The organism is Streptococcus xiaochunlingii (genome assembly GCF_006385805.1).
GTDB lineage: Bacteria > Bacillota > Bacilli > Lactobacillales > Streptococcaceae > Streptococcus > Streptococcus xiaochunlingii.
The window spans coordinates 1026832-1049612 of record NZ_VFSG01000001.1; the positions used below are offsets into that span (position 1 = coordinate 1026832).

The 22781-nt window shown below is 43.6% G+C and carries 23 protein-coding genes and 2 pseudogenes; 4 read left to right on the forward strand and 21 right to left on the reverse strand.

The window, feature by feature from the left end:
- Positions 1-45: 45 nt before the first annotated feature.
- Together FJR71_RS09980 and FJR71_RS05255 are read left to right on the forward strand one after the other, a co-directional pair.
- Positions 46-222: a hypothetical protein gene (locus FJR71_RS09980; protein ID WP_172605101.1), complete on the forward strand. Its 177-nt coding sequence runs from the start codon at positions 46-48 to the stop codon at positions 220-222.
- Positions 219-1436, forward strand: coding sequence for an MFS transporter (locus FJR71_RS05255; protein ID WP_048688376.1), 1218 nt, complete (start codon positions 219-221; stop codon positions 1434-1436). The genes FJR71_RS09980 and FJR71_RS05255 overlap by 4 nt, the downstream gene beginning before the upstream one ends.
- A gap of 297 nt (positions 1437-1733) precedes the next feature.
- Here the strand turns inward: FJR71_RS05255 and htpX are convergent, their stop codons facing one another.
- Positions 1734-2630 carry a zinc metalloprotease HtpX gene (gene htpX / locus FJR71_RS05260; RefSeq protein WP_048691643.1) on the reverse strand — a complete coding sequence of 299 codons (897 nt, stop codon included), beginning with the start codon at positions 2628-2630 and terminating at the stop codon, positions 1734-1736.
- 1 nt (position 2631) lies between these two features.
- Positions 2632-3192: a LemA family protein gene (locus FJR71_RS05265; protein ID WP_003004967.1), complete on the reverse strand. Its 561-nt coding sequence runs from the start codon at positions 3190-3192 to the stop codon at positions 2632-2634.
- A 71-nt stretch (positions 3193-3263) separates the two neighbouring features.
- Here FJR71_RS05265 and rsmG point away from each other — a divergent pair, with 71 nt between their 5' ends.
- Complete coding sequence (rsmG, locus tag FJR71_RS05270; RefSeq protein WP_048691646.1) at positions 3264-3977, forward strand: 16S rRNA (guanine(527)-N(7))-methyltransferase RsmG; 714 nt, start codon at positions 3264-3266, stop codon at positions 3975-3977.
- Between the two features lie 29 nt (positions 3978-4006).
- On the opposite strand, the gene FJR71_RS05275 is transcribed toward rsmG, so the two are convergent.
- From FJR71_RS05275 to FJR71_RS05295, 6 genes and pseudogenes are all read right to left on the reverse strand, one after another.
- Positions 4007-4927, reverse strand: a complete 921-nt coding sequence (locus tag FJR71_RS05275) for a carbohydrate kinase family protein (protein WP_125329118.1) — start codon at positions 4925-4927, stop codon at positions 4007-4009.
- A gap of 72 nt (positions 4928-4999) precedes the next feature.
- Positions 5000-5755, reverse strand: coding sequence for an SDR family oxidoreductase (locus FJR71_RS05280; RefSeq protein ID WP_048691652.1), 756 nt, complete (start codon positions 5753-5755; stop codon positions 5000-5002).
- Positions 5756-5759: 4 nt separating this feature from the next.
- Positions 5760-6590, reverse strand: a complete 831-nt coding sequence (locus tag FJR71_RS05285; protein WP_140814259.1) for an energy-coupling factor transporter transmembrane component T family protein — start codon at positions 6588-6590, stop codon at positions 5760-5762.
- A pseudogene (locus tag FJR71_RS10220) lies at positions 6583-7386 on the reverse strand (energy-coupling factor ABC transporter ATP-binding protein); the annotation flags it as partial. The gene FJR71_RS05285 and the pseudogene FJR71_RS10220, both read right to left, overlap by 8 nt.
- 27 nt (positions 7387-7413) lie before the next feature.
- Positions 7414-8265: pseudogene (locus tag FJR71_RS10225) on the reverse strand (ATP-binding cassette domain-containing protein); the annotation flags it as partial.
- Positions 8266-9039, reverse strand: coding sequence for a nucleoside phosphorylase (locus tag FJR71_RS05295; RefSeq protein ID WP_125329334.1), 774 nt, complete (start codon positions 9037-9039; stop codon positions 8266-8268).
- A gap of 617 nt (positions 9040-9656) precedes the next feature.
- Here FJR71_RS05295 and FJR71_RS05300 point away from each other — a divergent pair.
- Positions 9657-10937 carry a uracil-xanthine permease family protein gene (locus tag FJR71_RS05300; protein WP_172605102.1) on the forward strand — a complete coding sequence of 427 codons (1281 nt, stop codon included), beginning with the start codon at positions 9657-9659 and terminating at the stop codon, positions 10935-10937.
- A gap of 34 nt (positions 10938-10971) precedes the next feature.
- Here the strand turns inward: FJR71_RS05300 and FJR71_RS05305 are convergent, their stop codons facing one another.
- The 13 genes from FJR71_RS05305 to FJR71_RS05365 form a co-directional block, all read right to left on the reverse strand.
- Positions 10972-11868 (reverse strand): DUF4299 family protein, encoded by an 897-nt coding sequence (locus FJR71_RS05305; RefSeq protein WP_140814262.1) that lies wholly within the window; start codon positions 11866-11868, stop codon positions 10972-10974.
- Between the two features lie 361 nt (positions 11869-12229).
- Positions 12230-13213, reverse strand: coding sequence for an oxygen-dependent tRNA uridine(34) hydroxylase TrhO (trhO, locus tag FJR71_RS05310; RefSeq protein WP_140814263.1), 984 nt, complete (start codon positions 13211-13213; stop codon positions 12230-12232).
- Between the two features lie 437 nt (positions 13214-13650).
- Complete coding sequence (locus FJR71_RS05315) at positions 13651-14127, reverse strand: DUF6773 family protein (protein ID WP_140814264.1); 477 nt, start codon at positions 14125-14127, stop codon at positions 13651-13653.
- A 28-nt stretch (positions 14128-14155) separates the two neighbouring features.
- Positions 14156-14350, reverse strand: a complete 195-nt coding sequence (locus FJR71_RS05320) for a helix-turn-helix transcriptional regulator (protein WP_003005328.1) — start codon at positions 14348-14350, stop codon at positions 14156-14158.
- Positions 14351-14488: 138 nt separating this feature from the next.
- Positions 14489-15040, reverse strand: coding sequence for an ECF-type riboflavin transporter substrate-binding protein (locus tag FJR71_RS05325; protein WP_140814265.1), 552 nt, complete (start codon positions 15038-15040; stop codon positions 14489-14491).
- Between the two features lie 13 nt (positions 15041-15053).
- Entirely contained in the window at positions 15054-15902 is an 849-nt protein-coding gene (locus FJR71_RS05330) for an SAM hydrolase/SAM-dependent halogenase family protein (RefSeq protein WP_061564274.1), read from the reverse strand.
- 17 nt (positions 15903-15919) lie between these two features.
- Positions 15920-16498 carry an MptD family putative ECF transporter S component gene (locus FJR71_RS05335; protein ID WP_140814266.1) on the reverse strand — a complete coding sequence of 193 codons (579 nt, stop codon included), beginning with the start codon at positions 16496-16498 and terminating at the stop codon, positions 15920-15922.
- Positions 16499-16513: 15 nt separating this feature from the next.
- Positions 16514-17206, reverse strand: coding sequence for a methionine ABC transporter permease (locus tag FJR71_RS05340; RefSeq protein WP_006595735.1), 693 nt, complete (start codon positions 17204-17206; stop codon positions 16514-16516).
- Complete coding sequence (locus FJR71_RS05345) at positions 17203-18270, reverse strand: methionine ABC transporter ATP-binding protein (RefSeq protein WP_140814267.1); 1068 nt, start codon at positions 18268-18270, stop codon at positions 17203-17205. Before FJR71_RS05345 ends, FJR71_RS05340 begins: the two co-directional genes overlap by 4 nt.
- A complete protein-coding gene (locus tag FJR71_RS05350) occupies positions 18263-19636 on the reverse strand; it encodes a M20/M25/M40 family metallo-hydrolase (protein WP_140814268.1) in 1374 nt (457 codons plus the stop codon). Before FJR71_RS05350 ends, FJR71_RS05345 begins: the two co-directional genes overlap by 8 nt.
- Before the next feature lie 68 nt (positions 19637-19704).
- Complete coding sequence (locus FJR71_RS05355; protein WP_140814269.1) at positions 19705-20577, reverse strand: MetQ/NlpA family ABC transporter substrate-binding protein; 873 nt, start codon at positions 20575-20577, stop codon at positions 19705-19707.
- A 33-nt stretch (positions 20578-20610) separates the two neighbouring features.
- Positions 20611-21438, reverse strand: a complete 828-nt coding sequence (locus tag FJR71_RS05360) for an amino acid ABC transporter substrate-binding protein (RefSeq protein WP_140814270.1) — start codon at positions 21436-21438, stop codon at positions 20611-20613.
- A gap of 128 nt (positions 21439-21566) precedes the next feature.
- Complete coding sequence (locus tag FJR71_RS05365; protein ID WP_140814271.1) at positions 21567-22709, reverse strand: amidohydrolase; 1143 nt, start codon at positions 22707-22709, stop codon at positions 21567-21569.
- Positions 22710-22781: the final 72 nt, after the last annotated feature.

A 22781-nucleotide genomic window follows, 5' to 3' on the forward strand; every position in this document is an offset into this window, starting at 1 on the left:
TAGGTTTACAATAGGATCATCAAGCAAAGAAAGAAGGTTCTTCCCATGATGACCAAACTAAAAAACTACTTCCTCCGCTTTCTTCTCTCACATACCAGCGTTTATCTGAAGGATCAGGAACTTCTTCTCTCTGATGATGAGAAACTAGACCTCTTCAAACAGATCGTTCGATCTATCAAACAAGTCCTAGCAACTGATCACGTGAAGGAGGAAGGCTTATGAAACTCTTAGCTCGTAATAAAATTTTTGCCTTACTCAGTCTTTCTCGCTTTTTGAATACCCTTGGTGCCGCCATCTACAATCTGGTCTTTGTGGTCTTTGCTGCCAGCATGCCTCAGCCTAGTCTGGCTGTTGGCATTGCCAATCTCATTGTATTTATTCCCAGCCTCTTTACCATTTTTGTCGGCATGAAGGCTGACCACACGAAGAAAAAAGCTAACTGGTTGATTCGCATCGGCTATCTCCAAGCGATGCTCTTCATCCTTATTGCTCTCATGACCAAGATTCCGGGTTACCTAGCCTTTTCGATTGTTTGCTTCTTAAACATTGTTTCAGATTGTTTGAGCGATTATCGCGGGGGCCTACAACTCCCCATCATGAAAAAGAACATCCCCGACGAGGATTTGATGGAGGCCTATTCCTTCAACCAACTACTTAGTATGGTCTGTTCGATTTCTGGACAAGCCCTAGGAGTTTGGTTACTAGCCATCAGCCATCAACATTTTGCTCTGGTCGCTTCGATCAATGCCGTGACTTTTCTCCTGTCTTCTACCTGTCTCCTGATGAGAAACAAACAGCTGACACATGATCCCGTTATTGAGCCCAAAAGTAAGAATTCTTTGGTACACGAATGCCAAGAGATGTACCAGAACGCCAAAAGTATTTTTGCAGATGAGGAGGTCCACCACTTTGGCAAGTTGCTCTTCTCATTGGTTCTCATCAATGCTTTAGGGGGATCCATCTCTGGTATCTACAATTTGCAACTGCTTCACTCCCCCTTCTTTCAGTTGAGCTTTAGCCAGTCGCTCTTGATCTTAGAGGCTGTGACTATTTTAAGCATGGTCTGGGCTAGCCTGACACCCCATGATTATTTTTCCAAGCAATCACTCCACCATATCCTCCTGTGGATAGCAGGTGGGCTGACCATGCTTGGGCTCACAAATATTCTGGTGCACTGGGATTTCCTTTCCCTTCTACTCATCACTTTCCTTGGTTATCTTGTTGCAAAAATCAACCCAAAAGTTTCCAGTCTCTTAATGAGTAAATTACCCGCTGAAAAATTAGCGTCTACCTCTAGCTTTTTGGGACTGATGGTCAGCTTTGCCATGCCCATTGGAACAGCTCTCTTTTCTAGTCTAGCTATCTGGAGCCTTCCCCTAGCTTGGGGGATCTATGCCATCCTTGGTTTCACTACCCTCCTCTTAACAACTAAATAAAAAAACCACCATTGGGTGGATTGAGCGTAAAGACAAAGTTATCTTTTATACAATTCTATTAACTTCTATAAAGATAAATACTTTTTTATCTTTATAGTTATTCAATCATCTACTGAAACTTTCCGCCGTGAGAAAAGTGCTAGAAACAAGGTTGTTTCTAGCACTCGGGAGTTTTGGAACCTTAGGTCCAAAACTAAGTCATGGAACTTCTTCGAAGTTCGCTGACGTCCGTACTCACCTAAGGAAAGGTTCTAGATGATTGTGTCTTCAATCTGAATCCACTATTTGGTGGATTTTTTACATGTTTCTTAATCTTTCAACCCGCTCAGCAATGGGTGGGTGGGTATAAAAGAGCTTTTGAAAGCCGGATTCTTTTTTGGGATCGTTGATAAAGAGAGCACTACTTGCACTATCAACTTCTCGCTGCATGGGTGCACTATGATCCAGTTTCAAAAGAGCATTGATCATTCCTTGAGGATTCCGTGTCAATTCAACACTTGAGGCATCCGCTAGGAACTCTCGTTGACGAGAAATGGCTAACTGAACCAAAGTCGCCGCTAATGGAGCTAAAACGATGGCAATCAAGGAAAGGATCAGAATAATAATTTCTAAACCACTGCCTCCTTCTCGATCATCATCTCGTCTACGACCACCGCCCCACCACATCATCCGTCCTCCAATACTAGAGAGCATGGTGATGGCACTGGCAAGGGCAACCGCAATCGTGGAGATGCGGATATCGTAATTTCGAATATGGCTGACTTCGTGTCCGATGACTCCCTCCAATTCCTCACGGTTCATCACAGCCAGAAGACCTGTTGTCGCTGCAACGGCTGCATTTTGAGGATTGGATCCTGTCGCAAATGCATTCATCGAAGGATCATCTACAATATAAACTCGAGGCATAGGGATTTGAGCTACCATAGCCATATCTTGTACAATATGGTAGAGTTGAGGGGCTTGCTCTTCCGTTACCTCACGAGCCCCGTTCATCCGCATGACGACCTCGGTTGATTGGAAAATCATGCTAAAGGCATAAATCCCACCAATAATCAAAGCTAGGATGACGCCACCAAGTGAGGAGCCTAACCAGAGGTAGCCAACGGCCGCTCCGATGAGAGCCAAGAGTATGAAAAAAGCAATAAGGAGAATCCAGGTTCTCCTTTTATTGCTTGCAATTTGGTCAAAGAGCATATTAGTCTCCTAATCCGCTAAAGTCCACCTTTGGTACTGCTTTTTCTTCTTCAGGTACTTGAAGGAATTCGGCTTGTTTGAAGCCAAACATTCCAGCAATCACATTTGTTGGGAAAGTTTCCAACTTGACATTGTAGTTGCTAGTTACACTATTGTACAATTGACGAGCATAAGAAATTTTGTTTTCTGTGTTAGTCAATTCTTCTTGCAATTGCATGAAGTTGGTGTTAGCCTTCAAGTCTGGGTAGTTTTCAGCCACCGCAAAGATACCTGCCACTTGACGTGAAAGAGCATCACTGGCTGCCATTGCTTCTGCAGGTGAAGATGCTTGAGCTACTTGTTGGCGAAGTTGAGTTACTTTTGCTAGTGTATCTCCTTCGTACTTAGCATACCCTTTAACGGTTTCGATCAAGTTTGGAATCAAGTCATTCCGACGTTTCAATTGCACATCGATTTGACTCCAAGCTTCGCGAGTCTGCATCCGACTTTTTACCAAGCCGTTGTATACTCCAACAACTAATAATGCGAGGACCACTAGGACCCCAAGAATAATCCAAATCATTTTATTGAATTCCTTTCATTTCTTTAGTACCAGTATATCAAATTTCCCTTATTTTGTGGTAAAATTATCTTATGAAACCAGAAGAATTTTATGACCGTTTAGCCGACCTCGGCTTCCCACTAACTGATCGACAAAAAGAGCAATACGAACGCTATTTCGAGCTCCTCGTGGAATGGAATGAGAAAATTAATCTCACCGCTATCACCGATAAAGATGAAGTCTATCTCAAGCATTTTTATGATTCTATCGCACCCATTTTACAAGGTTTGATTGAAAACCAACCCATCCGTCTCTTGGATATCGGCGCTGGTGCTGGCTTTCCGAGTCTACCAATGAAGATCCTATTCCCTGAGCTAGATGTGACCATTATTGATTCCCTCAATAAGCGAATCAATTTCCTTCACTTGCTAGCTGAAGAGTTAGGCTTGAGCGGAGTTCATTTCTACCATGGACGAGCTGAGGACTTTGCACAAGACAAGGCCTTTCGTGCCCAATTTGATATCGTAACTGCCCGCGCCGTTGCCCGCATGCAAGTCTTGTCTGAACTGACCATTCCCTATCTGAAAGTAGGGGGACAGCTTCTTGCTCTCAAGGCTAGCAATGCTCCAGAAGAGTTGGATGAAGCCAAAAACGCCCTCAATCTGCTCTTTAGCAAGGTTGAAGACAATCTACAGTATGAATTGCCAAATGGGGATCCACGCTATATCACTCTTGTAGAAAAGAAAAAAGAAACCCCAAATAAATATCCAAGAAAAGCAGGCATGCCAAATAAGCGTCCGTTATAAGATGATACTAAAAAGAAGCTGACAGTTTGTCAGCTTCTTTTTGAATAAACTAATTTTTTTAACTCTTGCTCTAGGGTATGGTAGTAATGGCGCTCTAAATGAACTCCCTTGGTCGCCACAACCATACTTGCTAGATGGTTAGCAAAGGTTAGCGCTTCTTTCACATCTAGCCCTTGCAAAGATGCCACTAAAAAAGCCCCCAGATGACTGTCTCCTGCTCCTACGGTATCACGAACTTCTGTCGGAAATCCGACCACCTCGTAGAACCTACCATCGTATGCGATCGCTCCTTTTTCTCCCAAGGTGACGATGACTAACTGTCCCGTTCTTTGGTAGAGCTTCTTAGCTGCGTCAGCAATCTCTTCACAAGCTGAAAAAGCCTTGGCTTCTGCCTCATTGACATGAAGGATTGGATGCAAATCATAGATAGCTTCCAAACGCTCCTTAGGAATCAAGAGACCTCGAGGTCCTGGCGCAAAAATGACTTGGCCTTTGACTTTTGACACAGATTGAATCAGTTCCAATCCAGTCGGCTCTTCTACTTCAAGGCCACAGAGATAAATAAATTCGTAGCTTTCCTGCTCCAGAGACTGGAGCCATTCCTTCTGAAAACTATATTCTACTCCATGATCTGATAAAAAGGTTCGTTCACCATCCGACTCGATAAAGCAATAACAACAACCATTTGCCCCGGTTACTGAGATTGGAGTATGTATACCCAGCCTCTCGAGTTCTGCCTTGACAAAGTCCCCGTAGACACCCGTCCCCACTGGCGAGATGAAGTCAACATTTTGATCCAAAGCATGAAGTACGGAGACCACATTAAAGGCACACCCTCCAAGAGACCAAGTCTGCTCATGGATATGGGCGTCTCCTTCCCGACTCGGTAGTCGATCCAGATAGACCATAACATCACAAACAGTAGATCCAATCACTAAAGCTTTTGACATGGGTTTCCCCCTCCTATTCTCTATTCTCAACATGGAAAAATAACCAGCACCGGATCGTGCTGGTTAGTAAAACTAATCACCCCGATAGATCGGTTGCGGACCAAAGGTTTGGGAAACCGGCATGATTTCAATCCGGTTGACATTGAAATGCTTGGGTTGTTGGATGAGCCAAGCTACAGTGTTGGCAATGTCTTCAGACTGAATGGCTTGGGCGTCTCGATAGAGAGCCTCTACCCGTTTTTCATCCCCTTTAAAGCGAACCATCGAAAACTCGGTCCCTTCACAGAGACCTGGCTCAATGTTGGTCACCCGAATCTGTTTTCCAGCCAAGTCCGCACGCAGATTTAATGAAAACTGTTTAACGAAGGCCTTGGAAGCACCATAAACATTGGCCCCTGGATAAGGCACTGTCCCAGCAGTTGACCCCATATTGATGACATAACCATCATTTCGTTCCACCATCTGAGGCAAGATTTTCCTTGTCAGATAGGTCAAGCCGATAATATTGGTCTGAATCATGGTCAACCAATCTGCAACCTCTGCTTCATGAGCTGGAGCGAGGCCTAGGGCCAAGCCAGCATTATTGACCAAAACATCCACTCTCTCCCAAGCTTTTGGCAAACTAGCAAGTGCAAGATCCACCTGAGAAAGATCCGTCACATCCATTTGAAGGGGATAAAAAGCTTCTCCCAGCTCTTCTTGAAGAGCCTGTAATTTTTCAATGCGTCTAGCAGCACCAATCACGCGATGCCCATCGGTAACTAAGCGGCGGCAAATCGCTTGACCAAAGCCAGCAGATGCTCCCGTTACTAAAATTGTTTCTGCCATTTTCTTACCTCCAAGGATTATAGAAGCGACCTTTGTTTACCCAAATCAGGACGATACTCAAGACTACCATGAAGATTGACCCCAGGATAATCAAGCGATCACGAGTGGTCATCTCCTGATAGGTGTACCAAGTTCGTTTTTTATTTTTACCAAAGCGGCGCAGTTCCATGGCCGTAGAGATCGTTTCAATCCGCTCCAAAGAACTAAAAATCAAGGGAGAAATCATCTGAAGATTTCCCTTCACCCGTTGGACAAAGTTGGCCTTTTTGGACAACTCCAAGCCTCTTGCTTCTTGCGAGAGCTTGATAATCTGGTATTCCTCCTGCACATCTGGAATATAGCGCAAGGTTAAGCTCACTGAGTAAGCAATCTTGTAGGACACCCCAATCTGGTTGAGACTCGAAGCAAACTGACTGGGATGGGTGGTCATCAAGAAAATGAGAGCTAAGGGAATGGTACACACATACTTCAAAGCTAGGTTGAAGAGATAAAATAACTCTTGGGCTGTAATACTATATGCCCCTAAACCATCTAGAAGAACTGTCTTTGCTCCATAGATTTCTACCCCATATTGAGGGGCAAAAAGATAGACCATCAAGACATTTAGCAGGGCAAAAGCTAAGGCAAAACTCAGAACAAAGGAGATGTCTTTCAAACGAATGCCTGAGGTTGCAAATAAGGAGAGGGCACCTAGACCAATGACCAACAATAAGCGAGTATCGTAACTCAACATGGCAGCTAATGATACCAACAATAAGAAAAGAAGCTTGCTAGCGCCTGATAGGCGATGCAGAAAACTGGTTCCGGCATGGTAGCCGACTAAGCGATTATTCATGACCTTCCCCCTTCTGATTCATATAAAACTGGGTCAAGGCAAGAGGATCGACACCAAGTCGATTTGCCAAGGCGAAAATAGATGTTTCTTTCAAATTAGCCCGTCTCAAAATTTCTGGTTGGGTCAAGAGCTCTGCCGGTGTCAAATCAGCCAAAACCTGCCCATCCATGACCACGACTGCCCGGTCCGAATAATCCAGCATGAGCTGCATATCATGGGTAATCATGACAATGGTATGGCCTTTTTGATGGAGTTCATCAAGGAAATCCATAATTTCCGTATAGTTTCGTTGGTCCTGACCAGCCGTCGGCTCATCGAGGACCAGAACATCTGGTCCCAAGACAAGGATAGAGGCAATGGTCACCCGCTTTTTCTGGCCATAAGACAGAGCAGAGATCGGCCACTTACGAAATTCGTAGAGACCACAGGTTTTCAAGGCTTGATGGACACGACTTTCGATCTGGTCCTCTGGAACATTTCTCAAGCGAAGACCCAGGGCCACCTCATCAAAAATCATGTTGGTCGAGATCATCTGGTTAGGGTTTTGCAGGACATAGCCCACGCGCTCTGCCCGCTCCTTGACACTATCCCCCTTGATATCCTCTCCCTTTGAGAAATAGGTTCCTTCCGTCTGGATGAAGCCACAAATCGCCTTAGCAAGGGTTGATTTTCCAGCCCCATTTTTACCAACAATAGCCAACCGTTGGCCTTTTGGAATGGTTAGAGAAAGATCTTTTAGAATGGGCTGGCTTTCTCGATAGGCAAAGTTCAAATGACCAAGTTCTAGGATTGTCTCTGCCTCTGCTCCTTTTTCAAAATGAGGAGTTGGGATATCCACTGATAAATCCCCAAGTGGTAATTTTTCTACCTTGTCCAAATGCGGTAGCTTGCTGATATCCTGGCCTAACTGGCGAAGAGTCGTTAAATAGAGGGGTTCACGAATCCCATTTTCAGCCAGCAGTGTGGTCCTCAACAACTCATCTGGGCTCCCATTAAAGAGAACTTGCCCTTGATTGATCAAGATGACCCGATCAATGGGACGGTAGAGTACATCCTCCAAACGGTGTTCGATAATAATGGTTGTCGTTCCCTGCTCTTCATGAATCTGATCAATCAGATCTATGATATCCTGACCCGATTTGGGATCTAGATTAGCCAGTGGCTCATCAAAAAGCAGGATCGGACTTTCGTCAATCAGGACACCCGCCAAGCTGACCCGTTGTTTTTGCCCACCGGATAAATCTTGAGGCCGATGGTCCAAGAGCTTGCTCAAATCTAAGCGCTCAGCCCAGGTATGAACCCGAGTTTTCATCCTTTCCAGCTCCACCATATCGTTTTCAAGGGAAAAAGCTAAGTCTTCTGCAACACTGAGACCAATAAACTGACCATCTGTATCCTGCAAGACCGTACTGACCAAGTGAGATTTCTCATAAATACTGAGATCAAAGGCTTCTTTCCCCTGAATGAGGAATTGCCCACTACTGGTTCCCTTATAAATATTAGGGATAATCCCATTTAAGCACTGGCCAATGGTTGACTTCCCAGAGCCAGATGGCCCGGCAATCAGGACCTTTTCCCCCTTATAAATGGTTAAGTTGAGATTTTTTAAAGTTGGCTCAGACTGTGCCTTGTATTGGAAGGAAAAATCCTTCAATTCAATCATTGCTTCTTTCATTTAGTTCGCCTTTTCCCATAAGAGCGCAAATTGGATGGCTAAATCCGCGATTCGATCCTTGCTATCTAAATCCTCATGACTAGATAAGGTTCGGATATCCCATTTTTCTTCCGAGAGGTGGTCTGCTGCGTAGAAGAAATGGCAGAGCTCAAAGTCCCGAAAAGCTGCTAAGGCAGCTACTGCAGAACACTCCATATCTACACAGATGGCTCCTGCTTCCATTCGTCGCTTCATCTTGTCGATAGTTTCCCGGTAGGGAGCATCTGTCGTCCACACTTTTCCTTTCTGATAGGAAACCTTGTGACTATCCAGAAAAGCTTGGAAGAGAGGAAGAGTTTCCTTATTTACTTCCACTTCATCACTAGCCGGAAGATAGTGGTAGCTGGTCCCTTCGTCTCGAAGAGCTGCTGTTGGAATGATGATGGAGGTCGCCTCAATATCTTGGTCCAAAACCCCACAGGTCCCAAAGAGCACCAGTTTTTCCATCCCAAATTGAATCAAATCCTCTATAATCCCTACACAGGAAGCAGCCCCAACTGGTGCATTAAAGACAGCAATCTGTTGGTCTTCAATCGAAATCCCATAGACAATGACTTCAAAGTTGGCCATGGAAGTTCTTGTAATGACCTCATGTTCATAATTTTCAAGGAGGCGCGCAAAAGTTACTCTTGAAAAGCAAGAGATGACTACTTTGGGAAATCCTTCAATGGGACCATGTAGGTCTTGTGGGTTGATAATCGCCTGTCGATTGGCATCAAATTCTTCTAACAGCATCTCTGACTTCTCTTTCATTCATTCTACTTCTAGTCCTCTATTATACCACAAAATCGGCCTCTTTCCTTCTAACAAAGGGAAAAGCAGGCTCACTTGTTCGCCTTTTGTAGTAGAAAATGATACCGAATCTCTCAAAAAGTAAAAGAAAATGGACCACTCAACCACTGCGTCTACCGTTGACCTCTTTCCTAATACAAAAATGAAAACTTTAATGATTTCCTCCTCGCTCTCTTGTTTCTTAGCTCGGGAAAAGGGAGAGGGACAGAAATCGATTACCATTTAAAACGACGGTTTCGTCGTCCCTCCCCCGCAAAGTTGAGTAGGCCCGTCCAAGCGAGAATTAGAGCGTGGGAGGGGCCACTCAACCACTGCGTCGATCGTTAACCTCTTTCCTGATACAAAAATGAGAACTTCAACGATTCCCTCCTCGCTCTCTCGTTACTTGGCTTGGGAAAAATTCGTTTACAAAACGAATTTTTTCTGCTATACTTCTTAGAAGCAAAGGTTTTTAATGTCATCCTGTGAGGTGACAAAGACACAGAATATGAATAATCTGAGGGCCCTTGCTATGCAAAAAAATCATGGGCTCTTTTTTGGTGCCCAAAAGTGAGGTTATTATGAAAGAAGAATCAAGTGTTGATTTGCTCCTGGATGTCGACCAAAGTCCGGCACCCCTGAAAGGAATCTTATTAAGTTTCCAACACGTTTTCGCCATGTTTGGGGCTACCATTTTGGTACCACTCATCTTGGGCATGCCCGTATCCGTTGCCCTCTTTGCATCAGGTGTTGGGACACTGATCTATATGACTTGTACCGGCTTTAAAGTCCCTGTCTACCTCGGATCTTCCTTCGCCTTCATCACAGCCATGGCTTTGGCGATGAAGGAAATGGGAGGAAAAGTCGATGCAGCCCAAACAGGGGTTATCCTGACCGGTCTGATCTACGTGCTAGTCGCTGCAGGGGTTAAAGTAGCAGGCACTCGCTGGATTGACAAATTGCTTCCTGCCGTTGTTATTGGACCTATGATCATCGTCATTGGTCTAGGACTTGCAGGATCCGCTGTTAAAAACGCTGGTTTTGTCGAAGGGGGAGATTGGAAAAATGCCCTTGTCGCTGTCGTAACCTTCCTGATTGCCGCCTTCATCAACACCAAAGGAAAAGGTTTCTTCAAAATTATTCCTTTCCTCTTTGCCATTATCGGTGGTTATGTCTTCGCAGTTTGCTTGGGCTTGGTGAACTTTGATCCGGTCCTCAAGGCTAACTGGTTTGAAATCCCTGGTTTCTATCTTCCTTTCAATACGGGTGGGGCCTTCAAACAATACAACTTATATTTCGGTCCTGAAACCATCGCCATCTTGCCAATCGCTATCGTAACTATTTCAGAACATATCGGTGACCATACCGTGCTTAGTCAAATCTGTGGCCGTCAATTCTTGAAACAACCGGGACTTCATCGTACCCTTCTTGGTGACGGGATTGCAACATCTGTATCAGCCTTCCTTGGTGGTCCAGCCAATACCACTTACGGTGAAAATACAGGCGTTATTGGGATGACTCGCATCGCTTCTGTTTCCGTTATCCGAAATGCAGCCTTGATTGCTATTTCCTTGAGCTTCCTTGGTAAATTTACTGCTCTCATTTCTACCATTCCAAACTCTGTTCTCGGTGGGATGTCCATCTTGCTCTATGGGGTAATCGCAAGTAATGGTTTGAAAGTCTTGATCAAAGAACGCGTTGACTTCAGCTTGATGCGCAACTTGATTATTGCAAGTGCCATGTTGGTTCTTGGACTTGGTGGAGCAATTCTGAAACTCGGTCCAGTGACCCTTTCAGGAACAGCCCTCTCAGCTATGACAGGAATCATACTTAACTTGATCTTGCCACATGAATCAAACTAAAAGAAAAAGTTCTCAACACTGAGAACTTTTTCTATTAGAGTTGGGCTAATTGCAACAAGCGTTCTTTGGACAATTTTTTAATTTCAATTTGATTAGCATCCAACAATTCAAATTCACTCGAGTCCAAAGCATCCAGTAGGGCTTCTAAATTCACAGCAGCCACCGGCTTATAACTCTCTGGCATATCAGGATTTCCAGTGATTTCCACTAGGTTCACTTTCCAGTCGATGACCTCATCCATATTGACCTTCTCTACAAACTCAGCAGGTACAAAAGGCACACGTGGCAAGACAGTATCCGTATCTTCTGTTAGACTGTAACTGCCAATAATGCCTCCCGTTTCGTTCTGACAGTAGAAACGAACTTGACTAAAGAAGGCGGAGCTGTATTGAACCTTTTTAACCACTTGACTGAACTCCTCTAAAGGTTGAGCGGAGTCTAAAATTTTACGAAGGAGCTCACGATCCAAGATCACAGAATGAGCAAATCCCTGAAGTTGATATTGATGAAGGTCTGGATCTTTTTCTAGATTCTGTAGATTCTTCAGCAAATAGTTCTCATAGTCAAAAGAGAAAATAGAATCTGCGTCATAGCTGGTTCCTAAATTATCGTGAATCTCATTCCCCAACTGACGAGCTAGGGCACTGAGCCATTCCAAGATGAGTCGCCAATCTTCAAGGGTGGCAAAATCTGCAAGGATGAACTGATAAGCATGCTCTTGATCCAGATAACGAAGGATGATCGGCAAGCAGCTCTTGCCATAGCGGATACACATCATGGCTGGAAAATCTTTGAGAGAGCGACCAAGCATGGCTTCCTCAAAACTGTAGGTAAGAACTCCCTCTACCAAATTCAATACATCTTTAGCTGGCATCACTTTTTGATAGCCAAACATACTCTTTTTATTTCGAATTGAAAACACAACTGACATTTGTTTTCTCCTTTTTGTAATCGCTTACCAAATTATAGCACAAATTTTCACGACTTTCCATAGAAAAAACAGCCGAAAGTCTGTTTTTGAATGTAGACAAACTATTGTGCTACATTAAACAGCTAGATGACTTTCAAAACATGACTTATATTTTTTTGTCATTAAAGAAGATGAAAAACTTTCCGCTGTGAGAAAAAGTGCTTGAACCACAGTGGTTCAAGCACTCGGGAGTTTTGAAACCTTAGGTTCAAAACTAAGTCATGGAACTTCGTAGAAGTTCGCTGACGTCCGTACTCACCTAAGGGAAGTTTTTCAAAAGACTTTGTCTTCAATCTGAAACAGCCAAAAGGCTGCTTTTAACTTATGCAAGAGTTCCATCAAGCGTCTCACCGATAACGGCCAAACGTTCAGCAACTTCTGTCTGTGACAAGTTGTGTTCTTCTACATAGCGATTGCGTGGATGAACACGACACTCATGGGAGCAGCCACGGAGGTACTTGTCTTCGTTTTCTTCTGAAGTCAAGATGCGACGGTTACAGAAAGGATTTCCACAGTTGACATAGCGTTCACATGGTGTTCCATCAAACCAGTCTTTTCCAACAACGCTTGGATCGACATGGTTGACATCGACAGCAATTCGCTCGTCAAAGACGTACATTTTCCCATCCCATAGTTCTCCTTGAACTTCTGGATCTTTTCCGTAGGTTGCAATTCCGCCGTGCAATTGACCGACATCTTTGTAGCCTTCACGCACCATCCAGCCTGAGAATTTCTCACAACGGACTCCACCTGTACAGTAAACTACGACACGTTTGTCCATGAATTTTTCTTTATTATCACGGACCCATTGTGGCAACTCACGGAAATTGCGGATATCTGGACGAATAGCACCACGGAAGTGTCCAAGGTCGTACTCATAGTCGTTACGAGTATCAAGGACAACTGTATCTTCATCTAGGAGGGCTTCTTTAAATTCTTTTGGAGACAAGTAAGCACCTGTCGTTTCAAGGGGATTGATGTCGTTATCGAAGTTATCATCCTCTAATCCAAGGTGGACAATCTCTTTCTTATAACGTACAAACATCTTCTTGAAAGCTTGCTCTTCTTCCTCATCAATCTTGAACCAGAGGTCTTCCATACCTGGAAGGCTGTGAACATAGTCCATGTATTTTTGCGTCGTTTCGTAATCACCAGAAACGGTTCCGTTGATTCCTTCATCAGCAACTAGGATACGTCCTTTGAGGCCAATTGATTTACAAAAAGCCAAGTGATCAGCCGCAAATTGTTCTGCGTTTTCGATGGGAACATATTTATAGTAAAGTAAAACACGAATAGGTTTTGCCATAAGATTCTCTTTTCTAAGATTAAATTATCAGAATTTTTCATTCAACTATACCAGTATACTCTCCCGAGAAAACGAATGCAATTTATTTGACTGAAAAATAAAAGCCTGGGGGCCAGACTTTAGAATATAGACAAACTATTTTAAAGTAAGATAAGTTAAGCGATTCTGCAAAGAAATAAAAATGAGTTCCAATTTTTAAATCGATTCAAAAAAATACCAAAACTTTCCGCTGTGAGAAAAGTGCCTGAAACAATAACGTTTCAGACACTCGGAATTATTGAGACCTTAGGCTCAATAATTAGTCTTGGAACTTTGAAGAAGTTCGCTGACGTCCGTACTCACCTAAGGAAAGTTTTTAATATGACTTTGTCTTCAATCTGAAGCCTGGAATTCCAGTCTTTTATACAAATTCTTAAATAACTTTTTAAGCTCTCCCCTTAGTCCTCTAACTCTGCCTCGATCTTCTTTTGTTTTTTCCGATTGATAAGAGCAAGTGGTTTCTCTAACAGATAAGTCAAAAGGGCAAAGACTAAAATGGCAAGAACGATTTTGAGCAGATACTTGGGGCTGAACATAAAGCTCATCGTTTCGCGCTTCCCAATCACATCTGTTGCGATCACAAATAAGGCAAATAAGACGCCTGCCCCGATGCGGCTGAACCAGCTATCTTTTTCTAACATATCTCGAATGTCGATCCCTGAGCTGATCCTTCTCACAAAGGCATAAACTCCCATGACAATCAAGAGAATAAGTTCGGGCATGTAGGCTACTAGGGCTAAGTCCAAGATACTAGCTTTCACAAAGGCTGATAAGGCGATAAAGCAGGTCATTCCTAGAACAAGTTCCCCTGCAATTTTTCCATCAAGCAACATGGTCCGTTCATCTTTTACAATTGATTCTTTCTTTTGTTTCATATGTTTCCTCTTTCTATTGTTAAAACTGTTACTCCCAGAACAGTTGATCCAGTGTCTTATCCAAGGTCTTACAAATAGCAAGGCAGAGGCTGAGGGTCGGGTTGTACTTCCCCGCCTCAATCAGGCCAATGGTCTGGCGTGTCACCCCGATGGCATCTGCAAGATCCCCCTGGGTCATATCATGCTCGACCCGGGCCATTTTTAATTTGAGATTTTTCGCCACATGCTTTTCCTTTCTTGTTTTTATAACTCTATTATACACTATATTTTCTATTTTGCAACATATATCTTACATTTTGTAAAAAATATTTTTTCTCACAAAAAAAGCCTGGTTTCCCAGGCTTTATCTTCTTAGTTATGATTAATCTTTAGACAAACTTCCGTCTTTTGTTTGGGTACGAGCATAGGCAATCAAGAGGAGTGAACCTGCAATAGCTACCACTAAAGCATTGACAGAACCTGCTACAACACCTTGTAGGAAGACCTTGTTGGCACTTTCTTTGTAGATCATCACATCTCCAACCGGTGCAATCAGTCCCCAGATGACAAGATTAGCTACGATTTGAACGACGTTAAAGACGAGCAATTCTTTCTTGGTCACTTCTCCTTTTAGGTTACCGATTTGTTTGCGGAAGATACCAACAAAGAGTCCAAACAAGCCACTAGAAATAATCCAAGTCCACCAGAGGCCATAAGTCATCGCATCTTTAATGGCATGACCGATAAAGCCCATTAAGAAACCAACAATCGGACCAAAGATCACACTAAAGAGGGCTTGAAGAGCGTATTGCAACTGAATGTTGGTATTTGGAGCTGGCGCTGGAATTGGGATCATCGCAATGACCACAAAGAGGGCCGCTCCAACCCCGATGGCTACAACATCCTTAATTGTAAAAGCTTGTTTTTGTTTCATATTTTATCTCCTATTAAATTTCCATTTTTCTAATTTCGATATGCCAAGAAGCCCCAACTCCTACATTATAGGCCTTGGCAAAGGATCCCTGGTTGATAGCAAGACCAACACGGTAGAGGGAATTGATATACAAAATCGGCTGTCCAATCCGCACATCGGCGAAAGACTTGCCGTAGGTTACTTGGTTTTGGTAAACCAGCATGTCATTGTTGTAGATGGTCACTTCAAAGCGTTCCCCAAATTCAGGTTCCAAATGATTGAACTCTTCTCGGGTAATCGAAGTCCAGAGAGAACCAAAGCGTACATCCAAGATGTCAACGGCTCCTTTGACAAGATTGTCCTCCATAACAGTTTCAACCACAGGGATTTCTACAATGTGTTCGACACTGAGTTCTGGTCCCACTTCCTCAAAGCTGATATGGCCACTGGCTAACTTAGCTCCTGTATAGGCATAGACATCACGCCCATGGAAGGTATAAGAAAACTCTGTATTGGCCCGGCGGTTCTTCACCTCTGAAATCTCACGGATAGCAACAATCCCTACATGTTTTTTGATGAAAGAGAGGGTTCCATTATCTGGAGTAACAATGTATTGATTCTTCGCCGTTTTAGCTACGACGCTCTTTCGTTTGGAGCCGACACCCGGATCGACCACCGAAACAAAGGTTGTCCCTTCTGGCCAGTAGTCTACCGTCTGAAAGAGGCGGTAACTTCCTTCAAAGATATTGTAAGGGGTAATGTCATGGGTCAAGTGGTGAATCTTAAGGGTGGGTGATTCCTCTAAAGCAACCCCGATCATAGCAGAGACAGCCCCATCTACCAGACCGAAGTCTGACTGAAGGACTAGTAAATTATTGTGCATATTTCTTCTCCATCATATCATTTTCTATCTAGCTTTTGATAGACCAATTGTCCCAGAAGATAACCTAGTAGAGCTCCAAGAAGAAGGGTCAGTAAAAACCAGCTCACCGTCTCCATATTTGACGGTACCATAACGCGTTCAATATAATCCATCGATTTCCCACGGGCTAGTAAAGAAGCACGGTAACTAGCTGGTTGGAACCACATCATAAGGATAGGCCCTGTCGTCGTAAAGGAAAAGAGGAGGAAAGACACCGCATTGCCTAACTTCGACTGGTAGTGGCCACGGCCTGCGACCAATTCGGCCAAAAGCCCCCCAACAAGAGCAGGAAGAAAGGCTCCAGCTCCATGACGAGTGAAAAGGAAAAAAGCACCAATCACAAGAGCAACTATTAGAATAGCTCCTGTCCGTTGAATTTTCCCAACATAGACGCGATAGATCCCTCCACCAACTAGGGCAGAGAAGGCTGGAGCATAAAACATATTCCCTCGATGGTCAACCAGACTTCCAAGTAGGACACCTAATCCAATGGCAAGAAAATACAAGCCTGCAAAGGCTGCAACCTGCTTAAATTGATGTTTCTGTATCATGTTCATATACTTCACCCATCCTTACCGGTGACTAATTTTCTTGGTCAAGAAATCACCGATAAACTGAATAAAGAAGATCAAAAGCAGAATCAAGAAGGTTGCTAGCAAGGTGACATCATTATTAAAGCGTTGGTAACCATAGGAAATAGCCACGTTTCCGAGACCACCGGCTCCAATCGCACCCGCCATGGCTGTTTCACCAACCAAGGAAATAAGAGTAACAGTTGTGACACGAATCAAATCTGGAAGACCTTCACGAAGATAGACACCTACAATATCCCAGAAGGTCGCTCCACTTGCCTGTGCTGCTTCAATCACACCTCGGTCAAGCTCAGATAAAACGACTTGAACTTGGCGGGCAAAGAAAGGAAAGACGGCTAAGGATAGGGGAACTAAGGCTGCTGTAGGACCGATCCCAGTTCCGACAATCATACGAGTGAAGGGATTGATCAAGGCTAGCAAGATGATAAATGGAATCGCACGGAAGATGGAAGTGATTTTATCCAAGATATGGAAAACCAATTTATTCTCGATAATCCCGCCTGGTGCTGTCAAGACTAATAATAATCCTGCAATGAGTCCCAACAAACCACCAATCACAAAAGAGATAAAGGTCATGTAAAGGGTCAGATAAATTGCTGTTCCCCATCCAGCTTGGCCACTCCAGCCCATCCGGTAAACATTTGGTAGATAGGTTTGAATAAAGTCAATCATGCATTACTCCCTTCTTTTAAGACACGAACAGAAACACCTGCCGCTTGTAAATCCCGTTGGGCAGCAGATAGATTCGCTGCTTCTCCAGTCAGGATAACAACCAACTCTCCAACAGGGGTATGATCCAAAATTTCAATATTCCCGTGTAGAATATTTGCAGACACTTGGTACTGTTTATAAATATCGTTGATAATCGCCGTGTCTGTCACCGAACCAGAATATTTCAAATGAGCTAAAACAGAATCCGCTGGCAATTTCTGAACAATTTGTTGCTGGTTGATTTTCACCATAGCTTCATCGATTCCTGTTGCTGTTGTGATGAAGTCTTGCGTCAATTCATTCTTAGGATTAGAGAAGATATCTAAAACAGAACCTTCTTCAATCAATTCACCATTTTGCATGACCGCAACCCGATTGGCAATGTCTTTGACAATTTGCATTTCGTGGGTAATCAAGACTACTGTCAAGCCCAACTTCTGATTCAGCTCTTGTAGAAGAGCAAGGATTTGTTTGGTCGTTTTTGGATCTAGGGCAGATGTTGATTCGTCAGAAATCAAAATCTTTGGATCGTTGGCGAGCGCACGCGCAATCGCCACTCGTTGTTTTTGTCCACCTGACAATTGAGCAGGATAGTTGTCCGCCCGATCTGATAGTCCCACTAGTTCCAACAACTTGGCTACTTTTTCAGCCTTTTGCTCTTTAGACAAATTTGAATGTTTGAGGGCGAAAGCCACATTTTCAGCTGCAGTCATTTGGGCCATTAGATTGAAGTGTTGGGAAATCATACCAATGTCTCGGCGTTTTTGACGTAAAGCCGCAGCATTCAAGGTCACCCGATCTTGATAGATGACATCACCATCTACGGTGATAGTACCTGCTGACGGTACTTGCAAGAGATTGATGACCCGTACAAGAGTTGATTTCCCTGCACCAGAATATCCAACAATCCCGTAAATATCCCCTTCATTGATATGAATGGTCACATCCTTCACGGCTGCAATTTCACGTTTTTTCTGATGAAAGGTAACATCGATATGGTCAAGTTTGATAATTTCTTTACTCATAACTTGTGATTAACTCCTTAATTAATTCAATATGGGTATAGTAGTCTGCAATTTTCACATTCTCATCCCCACCATGATCTCGACTATTGGCATTTCCGATACCAAAGGCAGCCATTGGAGCTTGCAAGGCCTCAAAGACCGTATGCATGGGACCAGTACCTGCAGTTGTCGGAAGGACACAGACTCCTTCTGGATAAAAGCGTTTGGCCAGATCAATCACATTGAGAATAGACAGCGCACTCATATCACTCCGATAGCTCATTTCCCCTAGTGTGAAAACAAGTTCAATCTTCTCATAGCCATTCTGATCCAATTGTTTACGGATCAACTCCAAGACTTGTTCAGGCTCCAAGCCTGGCACCAATCGAACTTCCATCTTGGCTCGAGCTTCCGCAGGGAGAATCGTCTTGACTCCTTGTCCCTGATACCCCGTTACCAAGCCTTCAATGTTCATAGCTGGCTCAAAATAAAAACGTTTTAAGAACTCACTTCGTTCCTCTTTTAAGATAGGCAATTGGAGATTGTAGATTTCTGTCACATCGTCCGCCGTTTTATTGGCATACCGATCAATCAGGGCCAGTTCCCGCTCGTTAGGTTCCTCAATCAAATCATAGAGGCCATCCACCAGGATGCGACCGTCTTTATCTCGAAGACTGGACAAACCATTGAGCAGATACCAAGATGCTGATTCCACCACTCCACCATAGCTAGAATGGATATCTACATCTGCACTTTTGACCACCATGTCAAAGGTCACAATCCCCTTGTTTCCACCTGAGATTTCCAGTTCTCCTTGTTGGTTGCGGGTCCCTTGTTCCCAAACTAAGAGATCTGCTCCACGCAAGTGTTTTTTGTGCTTGGCTAGATACTTGTCCAGATCCGTTGAGGCAGATTCTTCTGCCCCTTCGATAATGAAGGTAATGTTAACCGGAAGGTCGCCATTTTCACGGATATATTTTCGAATAGCCGTTAACCGTGCAGTAATATGACCCTTGTCGTCATCTACCCCTCGGCCATACATGGTCCCGTAATGGACCGAAAGGGTAAAGGGATCACTCGTCCAAGGTTGGTCACCATCTGCTGGAACTGTATCGTAATGGTTGTAGAAAATGATGGTCTTCGCATCCGGATTAGGTGAAACAAATTTAGCAATGACAAATGGTGCTGTGTAGCTGTCATCCACAGCTACCTTAGCCCCCGCAGCTGTGAAGATTTCTCCCAGGTAGGTTGCTACTTCTTTTAAACCAATCTGCTGGGCAAAGATAGACCGCTTGGAGATGAGGGTCCTCAGGACTTCAAAATAATGCTGAGCCACCTCATCATTTTCAAATTTGCGTATTTGTTCTGTCTCTCTTGGATTGGACATCATTTCCTCCTACTATACACGATAAGAGGTAGAGAAAACCTTCTCCACCTCTCTATTCATCCTCTTGATTACCAAACTGGTTGGTCCATACCGTCTGAAGATTCTTCAATGACTTTCTTCACGTTGTCAGTATGGTAGGCTTTAATAATGGCTTCGATTGCTTTTGCTTTATCAGATGATTTCCAATCTTTCTTAGCTGCAATCAAGTTGTACCATTGTTTAGAGTTGCTGTTTGCTTTTTCTACAAAGAGAGCTTTCTTGTAATCAATACCTGCTTCACGAACAAAGGTGTTATTGATGATTGCTGCATCAACTGATGGAAGTGAAGAAGCTGTTTGAGAAGCGTCCAACTCAGAAATTGTCAAGTTCTTTGGATTGTCTTTGATGTTGCTGATGGTAGCCAATTCCCCATCTTTTGTATCCAACTTGATCAAACCAGCTGATTCCAATACATACAAAGCACGGCTTTCGTTTGTTGGGTCGTTTGGTACTGCAATGGTACCTTTTTCAGGAATGTCTTTCACATCTGTGTATTTGTTCTTTCCATCTTTTGTACCAGAGTAAAGACGGATTGGCGCAATATAAGTATCTGCTACAGAAACTAGGTCTGCACTGTTTTCTTTGTTCCAGTTTTCAAGGTAGTTGTAATGTTGGAAAGCGTTGATATCCACATCCCCATCACGAACAGCTTGGTTTGGTTGAGAATAGTCTGTAAACTCAGTGAATTCCAATTTGATGTTTGCTTTTGCATCATCTAAGTTCTTTTGCACTTCTTTCCAACGTGCTTCTTCGGTATCGCTTAAGCTTATCACTCCAACTTTAACAGTTGTCACACCATCTTTATCAGATGATTTTGATGAGTTTGAAGAACCGCATGCTGCTAAGGCAAAGGTTGCAACGGTAGCAAGAGCTGCTACACCAAAAAGTTTTGTTAATTTCATATTCTTTTCTCCTTATGATGTTTTTAAATAACCTTATTTAATATCAGAAGCTTCTGGAAGGTAAGTTCCACCGAAGTACTTCTTAGACAATTTTTCCAGTGTCCCATCTTCGTACAACTCTTTGATCCGTTTGTTGACGAAGGTTTCCAATTCTTTCTCACCTTTGGCAAGGATTGGGTATACGTATGGTTGTTGATCACTTGGAAGTTCAATCACTTCCAAATTGTCCAAGCCTTGGTCCTTGATCAAGGCCTCAACTGTCAAACGTTCAAAAATCTTATAATCTGAACGGCCATCGCTCAAATTAGCCAGAATGGATTGGATGGTCCCATCTGTATATTTGAGCTCTGTTGGATTATCCTTATGTTCTTCATTATAGGCTTCCAATTGTTTCGCTGTAGAAGTTCCTTGGATGACTTCTGTAGACTTGCCACCGATATCGTCTAGTGATTTGATGCCTGAATCTTTACGGACTACTAAGACCACTGGGTTCTTAGCGTAAGGATTTGGGTACAAGTATTTCTCCGCACGTTTTTTATCGTAGCTAAGGTTGCTGACACCGATTTGGTAACGATCTCCGTCTAAACCAGCAAAGATAGAAGACCACTCTGTCTTATTAAAGTTGACTTCATACTTATCTGATCCTTTGAAGATTTCACGCATGACTTCGATTTCGTAACCAGTCAATTCCCCATCCTTATCATAGGTGAAGGGTTTGGTTGTCCCAACTGTTGCGACTTCAATGGTCCGTTTTCCGCTTGATTTACTTGATGACTTGGATGAGCAGGCAACCAAAGTCCCAACTGCAGCTAAGCCCACAAGGCTCAAAGCAACATATTTGATGAATTTATTCAATTTCATTTGTTCTCCTTTTTCACTAAAATTGTTTATTCCTCTGTAAAAAAACAGCTTTTTCCATCATATCAAAATTCCTAACTCTTGGGTATTATATTTTCTTTATAGAGGTGATAGGTTTTATCTATCACCTCTCATTTGGTTGAGAATTTTTCCAGCAAAGCGAGGGCATTTTCAACGTAATATGGAACCGATACCGCAAAAGCCGCGTCATCTATGACCATGCTATCATGGTGAAGATCCGGTGCATCCGCTGCACCATTGGATCCTATAAAAGCAAAGACTCCCGGGATCTTCTCTTGATAGAAGGCAAAATCTTCACCCGCTGTCGACGGCTGAGCCTCCACAACTTCTGCGAAAGACTTGGACCAGCGAAAGACTTTTTTAGCCAAGACCTTATCATTATAGGTAACCGGTGGTGTCTTGCCCCAATCAAATTGGACCATGACTCCGGTACTGTTAGAGATCTGTTCGATCACGCGAATGAAATCCGCCTTGAGACGTTTCTGGAGATCCGGATTAAAGGTTCGAATGGTTCCTTCAAAGTAACCCGACTTGGGAAGAACATTCCAGGTTGAACCAGCTTCGATATGGGTCACCGATAGGACAGCTGTCTCAAATGGCGAAACCGTACGAGAGACCAAGGTCTGCAACTGCTGGACCATACTAGTAATCGCTACAACAGTATCCAAACCGAGATCCGGTCGAGCCGCATGACTGCTCACTCCAGTGACAGTCACCTTAAACTTTTCAACTCCTGCCATCATGGCGCCTGGACGCAGGGCCAACTGACCCGCAGGCAATGACGGCATGTTGTGAAATCCAAGGATGGCTCGGACATCTTCGAGGAGTCCGGTTGCTAATACCGCAGATGCTCCCTCAGAAGTCTCTTCAGCCGGCTGAAAGATCAACCGAACCGTTCCCTTTAAATCAGCCTCCATACCCTTTAGGACTTCTGCAGCCCCTAAGAGGCTGACCTGGTGGAAATCATGGCCACAGGCATGCATGACACCAGGGTTTTGGCTTTGGTAATCGAGATCCGTGTTCTCCTGAATCGGGAGGGCATCAATATCTGCGCGCAGGGCAATAACCGGTTTGCCGCTTCCGATTTCAGCAATCAGACCAGTTTTTAATCCACTGTTTAAAATGCGTACACCTAGCTTTTCCAAATAGGCTTTGAGATAAGCTGTGGTTTGGTATTCTTGTCCAGACAACTCTGGATGCTGATGCACATAATGCCGAACGGGCACTAGATGTTCATAGGAAAATGATACCATTTCTCGTCCCCTTTCTAGCATAGTTCTATTCTATCACTGCCTCCCCTATTCGTCTAATTCCTATTTTTTTCT

Bases quoted from the DNA above. Each gene is read 5' to 3' on its own strand.
- FJR71_RS05330 (WP_061564274.1), bottom strand. From the start codon at position 15,902: ATGCACAATAATTTACTAGTCCTTCAGTCAGACTTCGGTCTGGTAGAT.
- FJR71_RS05350 (WP_140814268.1), bottom strand. From the start codon at position 19,636: ATGTCCAATCCAAGAGAGACAGAACAAATACGCAAATTTGAAAATGAT.
- FJR71_RS05265 (WP_003004967.1), bottom strand. From the start codon at position 3,192: ATGATTTGGATTATTCTTGGGGTCCTAGTGGTCCTCGCATTATTAGTT.
- FJR71_RS05285 (WP_140814259.1), bottom strand. From the start codon at position 6,590: ATGAATAATCGCTTAGTCGGCTACCATGCCGGAACCAGTTTTCTGCAT.
- FJR71_RS05300 (WP_172605102.1), top strand. From the start codon at position 9,657: ATGAAAGAAGAATCAAGTGTTGATTTGCTCCTGGATGTCGACCAAAGT.
- FJR71_RS09980 (WP_172605101.1), top strand. From the start codon at position 46: ATGATGACCAAACTAAAAAACTACTTCCTCCGCTTTCTTCTCTCACAT.
- FJR71_RS05345 (WP_140814267.1), bottom strand. From the start codon at position 18,270: ATGAGTAAAGAAATTATCAAACTTGACCATATCGATGTTACCTTTCAT.
- FJR71_RS05355 (WP_140814269.1), bottom strand. From the start codon at position 20,577: ATGAAATTAACAAAACTTTTTGGTGTAGCAGCTCTTGCTACCGTTGCA.
- FJR71_RS05280 (WP_048691652.1), bottom strand. From the start codon at position 5,755: ATGGCAGAAACAATTTTAGTAACGGGAGCATCTGCTGGCTTTGGTCAA.
- FJR71_RS05335 (WP_140814266.1), bottom strand. From the start codon at position 16,498: ATGAACATGATACAGAAACATCAATTTAAGCAGGTTGCAGCCTTTGCA.
- trhO (WP_140814263.1), bottom strand. From the start codon at position 13,213: ATGGCAAAACCTATTCGTGTTTTACTTTACTATAAATATGTTCCCATC.
- FJR71_RS05275 (WP_125329118.1), bottom strand. From the start codon at position 4,927: ATGTCAAAAGCTTTAGTGATTGGATCTACTGTTTGTGATGTTATGGTC.
- htpX (WP_048691643.1), bottom strand. From the start codon at position 2,630: ATGCTCTTTGACCAAATTGCAAGCAATAAAAGGAGAACCTGGATTCTC.
- FJR71_RS05365 (WP_140814271.1), bottom strand. From the start codon at position 22,709: ATGGTATCATTTTCCTATGAACATCTAGTGCCCGTTCGGCATTATGTG.
- FJR71_RS05340 (WP_006595735.1), bottom strand. From the start codon at position 17,206: ATGATTGACTTTATTCAAACCTATCTACCAAATGTTTACCGGATGGGC.
- FJR71_RS05295 (WP_125329334.1), bottom strand. From the start codon at position 9,039: ATGCTGTTAGAAGAATTTGATGCCAATCGACAGGCGATTATCAACCCA.
- FJR71_RS05325 (WP_140814265.1), bottom strand. From the start codon at position 15,040: ATGAAACAAAAACAAGCTTTTACAATTAAGGATGTTGTAGCCATCGGG.
- rsmG (WP_048691646.1), top strand. From the start codon at position 3,264: ATGAAACCAGAAGAATTTTATGACCGTTTAGCCGACCTCGGCTTCCCA.
- FJR71_RS05360 (WP_140814270.1), bottom strand. From the start codon at position 21,438: ATGAAATTGAATAAATTCATCAAATATGTTGCTTTGAGCCTTGTGGGC.
- FJR71_RS05315 (WP_140814264.1), bottom strand. From the start codon at position 14,127: ATGAAACAAAAGAAAGAATCAATTGTAAAAGATGAACGGACCATGTTG.
- FJR71_RS05305 (WP_140814262.1), bottom strand. From the start codon at position 11,868: ATGTCAGTTGTGTTTTCAATTCGAAATAAAAAGAGTATGTTTGGCTAT.
- FJR71_RS05255 (WP_048688376.1), top strand. From the start codon at position 219: ATGAAACTCTTAGCTCGTAATAAAATTTTTGCCTTACTCAGTCTTTCT.